Raw genomic sequence first — 9716 nt, forward strand, 5'->3', positions numbered from 1 at the left:
GTCCACCCAAGGGACGTAAGTCATTGGCATCTGTGGAACTGCCAAATTTTCGCCCCAAGAGTCAATAGTTAGTTGTCATTTGTCATTTGTCCTTAGTCATTTGTCTAATACTAATGACCAATGACTAATGACTAATTCTTACTTCTGACTTTGGAATTATGGCTTCTGGGTTGGTTTTTATTACTTGAGCACGCGATCGCGGTTTGCCTGTGGCGATCGCATAATTAATCGCTAACAGCCATAGCCACAATCCTGGATTCCGGGGTTCCAGCCACAAACCTACCCGATTCAACAAGGGCCCGAACCACGGACTCAGCAAAGCACCAACCAGGGCATGACGACCGAAGTTGAAATAACTACCAAGCCATCGCCCTAAATCTCTGGGGCCAGCAAGTTCCCAAATCCATAAAAGTAAGGCAGGATTTTTTCTAGCTGCTTTGAGTGCTAGGCGGTTAAAGGTTAACCAATCACACCTATCTTTAATGAAGTTATCTGCTACTTCTTGGGGTTCGTCTGCTAACAATCCAAAGAAGGTGTTGAGCATGGAGTTAATGCGCTGGGGTGGTAAAAATTTCCCAGTGGGTACCATCATGCCTTTGGAAAATAGCCAAGTCACGGAAACGTTGCTTTGGTAAGCGCGAATTTGGTTCAAGTGGCAAAAACTCAACAAGTCATGCTTGAGAGCAATATCCAACAGCGTTGTTAAACGCTCTAAGTTGCGAACTAGCGAACCAAAACCGGTAAAGACGAGGGGAGACTGGAGTGATGCAGCATCACCGATCGCAATCAATCGATCAAAGGCAACTGTGCGATCGCTACTTCCCACACTAAAATGCCCTGGTATATACCCAAATGTCGGTTTCTTCCACACCAATTTGTCCATATCGCACCTGCGATACTCTGGCAAAATCGTGAAAAAGTCCTCGTACATCTCTAGCAAGGAACCGGGATTTTCAGCATTGACCTCATGGTAATGAAATAAATAAATCGTCAGTTCATCATCTGCCCCAGGAAACAATTCCCAAATCAACTGCCTTCCCCGCGAAATATCCCCATGACTATAAAGAACGTCCCCATATTGGGAATCCCATACCCCCGGTTCAAATCCGCTCTCAATTGCTGCTCCCACCGTCGGACATACACTATCAAAAGCACGACCACTATTTAATTGCCAAGCGATGGGGGACGCAGTTCCCATTGCATCTATTAGCAGTCGTCCACTTACTTGCTTCTCAATCTGACTGGGTAAGTGCTTGACTTTCAAAAGAACTTGTGATATATCAATATCTGCACGGATAAACTCTGTTTCATCCCAAATATCACCGCCTGCCGCTTGCAGTTTTTGCCCACACATTCGGAGCCATTTTTCAGAATCTAAGCCTAAATTTAGGACTGTGGGTGTGTGAAGGACGGGCGATCGCAGTTTCGATGGATTATTAGCATCAAAAAACTTATTGAATCCATCTTTGTATTCTCTGGCAATGATGGTTTCTAACTCAGCGGGAGTGACTAAACCCAGGTTAACTAAGCTTTGAATCTCATCGCGGGAAATATTCCATTCTCGGTTCATCCGCCCAAAGGGCATTCGTTCCACCAGCAGGACTTTATATCCGAGTTTTGCCATCAGTGCTGCATGAATCGCGCCTAGTGCGCCACCAATGTAGATGATGTCATAAGTGGGGGATGAGGGGGATGAGGGGGATGAGGGAGATGAGGGGGATATTATTTTTCCATCTCCTCCTGCTCCCCCTGCTCCCTCATCTCCCCCTGCTCCCTCATCTCCCCCTGCTCCCTCATCTCCCCCTGCTCCCCCTGCTCCCCAGTCCCATTGATTAGAAAACACCACCTGACGAGGCTGCTGCGGATTCCGTACTCCTTCGCGCCATCGTTGTTCCCACCAGTAGGCACGCGTTAGGTCATATTCACCGTTGGGCATTTTCTGAAAATACTTGACGGTGAGGGGGTAAGTTGAGCCTAGTGCTGCAAAAATCGATTGCTTAGATAAATCAATTGCTGGCGGTTCTGCGTAATAATGCGGAAAACGGCTTCTGATTTCTTTGGTTAGGCGTTGCAAAATCTGCTCCTCTTTGGGAAAGGGTTGTTCTGCCCAACGAAACACTTTCAGATAAGTAGTTCGTTGCACCGACCAGACAAATACCGAAAGTTCCGCAGGCAAGTTTTCCCAAAGAGCCACCCCAGCAGGTGTAGTAGCACTGGGGATTTTGAGGCGAAAGCCTTCCGAAGTAAGCACTTTTTCTCCATTTCCGGGTTCAAAATCTGTTTGTAACCAGCTACGCACAGTTGCTATATCCGAAGTTGGAACTTCTAAATAAAGAATTTCTCTCATCGTTTCCTGACATCTCCGATCAATCTACTTACTAAGACAGATTTTATGAAGGCATAAAGTAAGGTAAACTCCGCCCTATTACTTTCGTAAAGATTCAGTGAAGAAATTTTAATAATTTGTCAAATTTATTGTTCATTTTGTATTTCTGTAAACCCACGCCATGAATTATCCCATTCCAGACAGTCCCCAGGAAATTGTTGCTCTGCGACAACAGCCGATTGATGAAGAACTAGTTGCCAGTGCGATCGCTGGAGTTATTAAAATTGTCCGCGCTCAGGGTCAATCTTTGGAAGAATTAACCGCTCAGTTGCTAGCAGATGATCCACTGCTGGATCAGCAACAACGTCGCTGGTTGAGCCAATTAGTTGCCCAATCTTGGGAAAAGTTCTCCTAAAACCTTGCATTATGATGAAGTTTTTGTCGCAGCATTAGATTTCTAGGTCTGCACCTAAATGTTGGCGATGCCTGCGGCGGGCTGCGCCTACGCATTTTAGGTATAGGAGTAACATGTCTGGAATTGGCAATTGGGTTGCTATTTTTGCATTTACGGCACAGAAGCCACTAACTTAACCATATCAGCACTGGGCACTAAGCTGTTAAGCATTTAATTTGCACATTGAGGCCGCAGGGGGGCAGTTCTTGCTGGGAGCAAGGGAGAGGGTTTGCAGCTTTTTTTGACAATGAAAATAGTGCAACTTGTAGGCGCGACAGCTTAGTACCGCAAGGTGGAAGTCACGCATTCAAAAAGCTTTAATTTTGGGCTTTCTGGCTGTAATAAACAGTTATCAGTTATCAGTTATCAGTTAAAAGTTGATATACACACAAGTCATCGAATTAACCAAAAATCTTGAAAAACCTCACCCTGTCATAAGAGGATGTTTGAGATGAATAAGAACCTGCTATCCGCAAGTATAAGCGGATAGTAGGTCATGGGTGGCGCTTGTTAAGATATTGAGCGATCGCTTTCTTACGGTTTGAGCGTTCCCATAAATCCATTGGTACATCTTGCAGCAGATGTTCAGGGTGTCCACTCCACCTCTCAACTAAAGTTTTACCCGCTTGTAAGGTTAGCTGGCGTTTGTCCCTACTTTAACCATCGCGCCGCATCCTTGGCATGGTAGGTCAAAATCAAATCTGCCCCAGCCCGTTTAAACCCAGTTAAAGTTTCCAAAACCACGCGCTCCTCATCAATCCAACCATTGAGAGCCGCAGCTTTCACCATCGAATACTCACCAGAAACATTGTAAGCCGCAACTGGTAAGTTACTCGCTTCCTTCACCCGCCAGATAATGTCCATATATGCCAAAGCTGGCTTAACCATGAGCATATCAGCACCTTCTGCAATATCCAGTTCAATTTCTTTAATTGCTTCCTTGGCGTTACCTGGATCCATTTGGTAAGTTCTTCTGTCCCCAAATTGCGGTGTCGAGTCTGCTGCATCCCGAAATGGGCCATAATAACCTGAAGCATACTTAGCAGCATAAGACAAAATCGGCGTATCTTGAAATCCGGCTTCATCCAAACCCACACGAATTGCCTGGACAAAGCCATCCATCATTCCCGAAGGAGCGATGATATCAGCACCGGCTTTCGCTTGCGAAACTGCTGTTTTTTTCAACAATTCCAGAGTTGGGTCATTTAAAACTCGTCCTGTTAAATCACCAACTTGCAGATAACCACAATGACCGTGACTGGTATACTCACACAAACAAGTATCGGCAATTACAATCAAATCTGGCACTGCTGCTTTTACCGCCGTCGCCGCTTTTTGAACGATACCGCAATCATGCCAAGCGCCAGTGGCATCCACATCTTTATCAGCCGGAATCCCAAATAGAATAATAGAAGGAATTCCTAAGTCGTAAACTTCTTTTGCCTCTTCGACAATTTTATCTACCGAAAGTTGGTAGACTCCGGGCATGGATTTTACTTCGTTAGCGATTCCCTCACCCGATACAGCAAATAGTGGGTAAATTAAATCGCTTGTTGTCAAAACAGTTTCACGAACCATCCGGCGCAGTTGAGGATGAGTACGCAGACGACGGGGGCGATGTATAGGAAACATAAAATTTTATCAAGAAAAACAACGCAAATGGACACAAAATAAACCGTCACAAAAGCAGGCTAAAATTTTCCTGCCGTCAGACAGACTACAAACAGTGCTTAACTGTGCTTTGCCCTACTTTTAATCAAGTTGTGGGGCAATTTTGTATTCTACAGCTTGGTTGTATCTATCCGACGGGCTGGAAAAAAAACAACATAGTAAGCAATTCAAAATTCAAAATCGTAAAATCCTTTGTTGGCAAAATCGTGGCGAATTGAGGGTTGAAATTTAAACGCAAAGGGACGCAGAGGTAAACGCAGAGGCACGCAGAGAATTCGCTACTAATTCATGAAATATTGTACTTGGTAGCAAATAACTGACAATTACCAATGCCCCATGCCCCATGCCCCATGCCCATAATCTGTATTAAAAAACTCGGAAAATATAGGGATAACGGAAGGGTATATCAGGATTGCTGAAAACTCTGATGACCGCCCAAATTGTTAATCCCCAGTGTAATATATATCCTAGAGCTGCTAGTGGCCCCAACAATAATAGAGGTAACACTAACCAACCGAATAGAAAAAACAGCGCTCCTAGAATTCCTCCATAAAGCCAGACGTTAAAGTGGAAATTGATCGATTCTTTGGCGTTTTCTTTAACAACAGGATCGTCGGATACGAACAGTACGACGATAGGTATACCTACAGATACCAATGTCGTGCTGAAAAAAATCGCTCCATGCGACAAGGCGGATAGAAGCTTTCGCTTATCTGTGTCGTACATTGCTTTCTCCTATTTAGTCAGATTGTTGGTTATATTACGACCCTATCACGAGCATCGTTGTCTTAAGATTAAAAGACTTACCAGAGTCAAAAAAAATTAAACTAGCTAACAAACAGATACATTTATGTCTACTGAACTTCAGTCTGAACTTATTCAAGCAGTTGAACTTCGCCGCAACTTTGCGATTATTTCTCACCCTGATGCAGGTAAAACTACACTAACAGAAAAGCTGCTCCTATACGGAGGTGCTATTCACGAAGCTGGGGCGGTCAAGGCGCGACGGGCACAGCGCAAAGCGACCTCTGATTGGATGGCGATGGAGCAACAACGGGGTATTTCTATTACTTCCACGGTGTTGCAGTTTGAATACCAGGACTGTCAGATAAATTTATTAGACACTCCTGGACACCAAGACTTCAGTGAAGATACTTATCGCACACTTGCCGCCGCCGATAATGCAGTGATGTTAATTGATGCGGCAAAAGGTCTGGAACCCCAAACCCGTAAATTGTTTGAAGTGTGTAAGTTGCGAGGTATCCCAATTTTTACATTTATCAACAAGCTCGATCGCCCAGGAAGGGAACCTCTGGAATTGTTGGATGAAATTGAGCAAGAATTGGGATTGCAAACCTATGCAGTAAACTGGCCGATTGGTATGGGCGATCGCTTTAAAGGTGTTTTTGATCGGCATAAGCAAGAAATTCACCTGTTTGAACGCAGCGCCCACGGCAGCCGAGAAGCCCGTGATACGATTGTGGAATTAGGCGATCCAAGAATAGAAGAACAGCTAGAACAAAGCCTGTACTACCAACTGAAAAATGATTTAGAACTCTTAGAAGGAGTTGGCCCAGAGTTAGATTTGCAACTGGTACACCTCGGCAAAATGACGCCTGTGTTCTTTGGTAGCGCCATGACCAACTTTGGCGTAGAGTTATTCCTCAAGTACTTCCTCGAATATGCCCTCAAACCCGGTTCTCACTACAGCAGTGTTGGCGAAGTTCCCCCTACATACCCGGAATTTTCGGGGTTTGTCTTCAAGCTGCAAGCGAATATGGATCCAAAACACCGCGATCGCGTCGCATTTATCCGGGTCTGCACTGGTAAGTTTGAAAAGGATATGATGGTGAATCACGCCCGCATTGGTAAACTCATCCGTCTGTCTCGCCCGCAAAAACTTTTTGCCCAAGAGCGAGAATCGATTGATGTGGCTTATCCTGGCGATGTGATCGGTTTGAACAATCCTGGTGTTTTTGCGATCGGGGATACAATTTACACGGGACAAAAGCTCGAATATGAGGGGATTCCGTATTTCTCGCCGGAACTGTTCGCGTCTCTGAGGAATCCCAACCCCTCGAAGTCTAAACAATTCCAAAAAGGCGTTGCGGAATTACGAGAAGAAGGTGCTGTGCAAATTATGTATTCAACTGATGAAGCCAAGCGCGATCCAATTTTGGCGGCGGTGGGTCAGTTGCAATTCGAGGTGGTGCAGTTTCGCTTACAAAATGAGTATGGTGTAGAAACCATATTAGATTTATTGCCCTACAGTGTCGCCCGTTGGGTTGAGGGTGGTTGGGAAGCATTAGAAAAAGTGGGACGAATATTCAATACCACTACAGTTAAAGACAGTATGGGACGACCAGTGTTGCTATTCCGCAACGAATGGAATTGTCAACAATTACTGGGCGACCATCCAGAGTTAAAATTAAGCGCGATTGCTCCAGTATTTTCTAGTCAACAAGCAGTGGAGGAATAATTCACTTGACAAGCAAAACTTGGGCGCGGTTGATTTCCACGGCATCCGAGGTTCGCGCTTTTGCACAAACGTGGATCACTTAGAAGAGATTGGAGTGCCAGAATTTGTATGCCTTCACATGCCAAACCGTCTTTGGAGGCTGGTTTAGTTGCCCTCAAGCAGGGAAATTACCAAACAGCGATCGCTCAACTAGAACCTATTGCTAGCAGTCAAAGTAATGGTACTGCTAGCTTACAAGCCCAGGTTGGTTTAGTGATGGCTTATGCACGGATTGGAGAAGCCTCCAAAGCGATCGCTATTTCTCAGAATCTCATTGAGAGTAACAATCCGCAAGTTCAAGAGTGGGCAACACGCGCTCTCGAACACCTGACAAAACGTCAAAAACGCGATCAAGAATCAAAAAATGTCGAAACTGGATTTGTTGCTTTTGATAATTCAACCCCAGATTCAACCCCAGTTCCCCCCCCGGAAACTCCTACATTAGAGGAACAGCCAAAAGATCAAGTAATAGAAACCAAAACCGACGACACCCCGCCGATGGTGCCACTAGCTAGACTCAAAGCTACAGTAGCGACACCACTGCCAGCAGCAGGATCTGTACCCTTAAGCGGTTTCATGGGTTCTGTTACCCGCACCCAAGCGAAATTATTCGGCGTTATTTATTGGCGACAAGCACAACGCGCCAGAGCATGGCAACCCCTACGTAAACCGAAATTAATTCCCTTGCGGTTGTTGACAGCAGGAACATTCATTGCCCTGTTTTGGGTGATTCGGGAAATGCTGAAGTTAGCATTGGGATTCATCAACCAGACTTTAATCACACTACCTTATCTGGAGCCATTGGAGCTTTTATACCGCGACCCTACTAAATTGTTGCTAATAGTATTGGTGATTTTGATTGGAGTATCACCTTGGTTGCTGGATCTGCTACTGGCGAACTTGTATGGTCAGCGAGAATTTTCCAAAGATGTATTGAATGCCCATAGCCGCGAAGCTGTTCGGGTGCTACAACGTTGTTGCCAACAGAGGCACTGGCCGTTACCCAAACTGCGGATTTTACCAATGGCTGCACCAATTATCCTGACTTATGGTAGTTTACCACGTAATGCCAGAATTGTTGTAAGTCAGGGGCTATTAGAGCAACTAGCAGATGATGAAATCGCCATTATCTACGCCACGCAGCTAGGGCATATTACTCACTGGGATTTTGCTGTGATGTCTTTGTTGCTGCTGGTGACACTACCAATTCATAAGCTATATCAGCAAGTATCGAACTGGGGAGATAAAATATCAGGGAAAATTTGGCGATCGCCGGTGACAATTCTGGCTAGTATTGTTTATGGAGTTTGGTGTTTGCTGACTGGGACTGCATTGTGGTTGTCGCGGTTGCGGCTTTATTATAGCGATCGCGTCGCCTCTGAAATTACTGGTAATCCCAATGCCCTGATTCGCGCTTTACTCAAAATCGCCATTGGCATTGCAGCTGATATCCAAAAACAGGAACAAACCAGTTGGCAACTAGAAAGCTTAAATCTCCTGACACCAGTAAGCTACCAACAGAGCCTTTCTTTAGGCACTATTGCCAGTAATTTATCTTTTGAATCCTTTTTGAAATGGGATACTGCCAATCCCTATCGCCGATGGTTTACAATTAATAATAGTCATCCCCTGATGGGCGATCGCATCGAACGCCTCTGCCAAATAGCCCGTCACTGGCATCTAGATACCGAACTACATTTTGCAAGCGAACCATCAAAAGTTAAGCGTCAGTCTTTCTTATTACAAATCGCTCCCTGGTTGGGAATTCCTCTAGGGGTTCTGTTTGCAGCTTTCGTCTGGCAAACCTTAGAACTTACTCAAGCTCTGCAAGAATTAAAACAAACTCAAACCCGGTTAATTCAGGGTGAAAAAATGGCAGGATTAGGACAACTACTTGCTGGAGTTGCTCATGAAATAAATAATCCTGTCAGTTTTATTTTTGGCAATCTCATTCATTTAAATGAATATACTCAAGAACTGCTAAATGTAGTGAAACTTTACCGTCAAAACTCCTCCCTATTGCCAAATGTCCAAGAAGAAATTGACAAGAATGATTTGGATTTTCTGATGGAAGATTTACCCAAAACCCTTGAGTCAATGAAAGTAGGAACAGAGCGGATTCGTGAGATTGTCCTATCACTGCGAAACTTCTCTCGTACAGATGAGGCTGAATTGAAGCCAGTAGACATTCATCAAGGATTGGATAGTACTTTGCTAATCTTAGGGCATCGGCTCAAAAACAATAATGAACGCCCAGCTATTGAGATTGTTAAAAAATATGCTACTTTACCTTTACTCGAATGCTATCCAGCGCAATTAAATCAAGTGTTTATGAATCTTCTAAGTAACAGTATTGATGCATTAGAGGAAAAATTTAAAACTATACAGCAAAGGTATTTGAATTTATCTAGAAAGTGTCCGACAATACCCTTAACTATCTGGATTACTACGCAAGTCGTTAATAACCAGATTGTAATTAGAATAGCTGATAATGGTCTGGGGATTCCAGAAGAGGTGCGATCGCACATGTTTGATCCCTTCTTCACTACCAAAGCACCGGGTAAAGGTACGGGGTTAGGATTATCTATCAGCCATCAAATAATAGTTGAAAAACATCATGGTCAGATTAAATGCTCCTCAAAACCAGGAGAAGGAACAGAGTTTTTAATTGAAATTCCCAGTGGTAATTAGAAGCGACTGGTTTTCGGGAATTCTAATATCAAGTTCGGGTGATAGATAATCCTAAC

6 protein-coding genes are annotated in these 9716 nt (G+C 44.3%); 3 read left to right on the forward strand and 3 right to left on the reverse strand.

Translation table 11 applies throughout. The annotated features are described in order from the left end of the window. Positions 1-124: 124 nt before the first annotated feature. Complete coding sequence (locus tag LC574_RS11395) at positions 125-2347, reverse strand: NAD(P)/FAD-dependent oxidoreductase (RefSeq protein ID WP_229453626.1); 2223 nt, start codon at positions 2345-2347, stop codon at positions 125-127. Positions 2348-2507: 160 nt separating this feature from the next. On the opposite strand from LC574_RS11395, the gene LC574_RS11400 reads away from it, so the two are divergent. After that, the gene (locus LC574_RS11400) at positions 2508-2741 is read left to right on the forward strand and encodes a hypothetical protein (protein ID WP_196522570.1); all 234 of its coding nucleotides are present in this window, start codon (positions 2508-2510) and stop codon (positions 2739-2741) included. Positions 2742-3431: 690 nt separating this feature from the next. On the opposite strand, the gene hemB is transcribed toward LC574_RS11400, so the two are convergent. Together hemB and LC574_RS11410 are read right to left on the reverse strand one after the other, a co-directional pair. Then, positions 3432-4412 (reverse strand): porphobilinogen synthase, encoded by a 981-nt coding sequence (gene hemB, locus LC574_RS11405; protein ID WP_229453627.1) that lies wholly within the window; start codon positions 4410-4412, stop codon positions 3432-3434. A 405-nt stretch (positions 4413-4817) separates the two neighbouring features. Continuing rightward, positions 4818-5177 (reverse strand): DUF4870 domain-containing protein, encoded by a 360-nt coding sequence (locus LC574_RS11410; RefSeq protein ID WP_229453628.1) that lies wholly within the window; start codon positions 5175-5177, stop codon positions 4818-4820. 124 nt (positions 5178-5301) lie between these two features. Here LC574_RS11410 and prfC point away from each other — a divergent pair, with 124 nt between their 5' ends. Both prfC and LC574_RS11420 read left to right on the forward strand, forming a co-directional pair. Next, the gene (gene prfC, locus LC574_RS11415) at positions 5302-6930 is read left to right on the forward strand and encodes a peptide chain release factor 3 (RefSeq protein ID WP_229453629.1); all 1629 of its coding nucleotides are present in this window, start codon (positions 5302-5304) and stop codon (positions 6928-6930) included. 108 nt (positions 6931-7038) lie between these two features. Further along, positions 7039-9660, forward strand: a complete 2622-nt coding sequence (locus LC574_RS11420) for an ATP-binding protein (protein WP_229453630.1) — start codon at positions 7039-7041, stop codon at positions 9658-9660. Positions 9661-9716 lie beyond the last annotated feature (56 nt).

The organism is Nostoc sp. CHAB 5715 (genome assembly GCF_020829685.1).
Taxonomy (GTDB): Bacteria; Cyanobacteriota; Cyanobacteriia; order Cyanobacteriales; family Nostocaceae; genus Nostoc.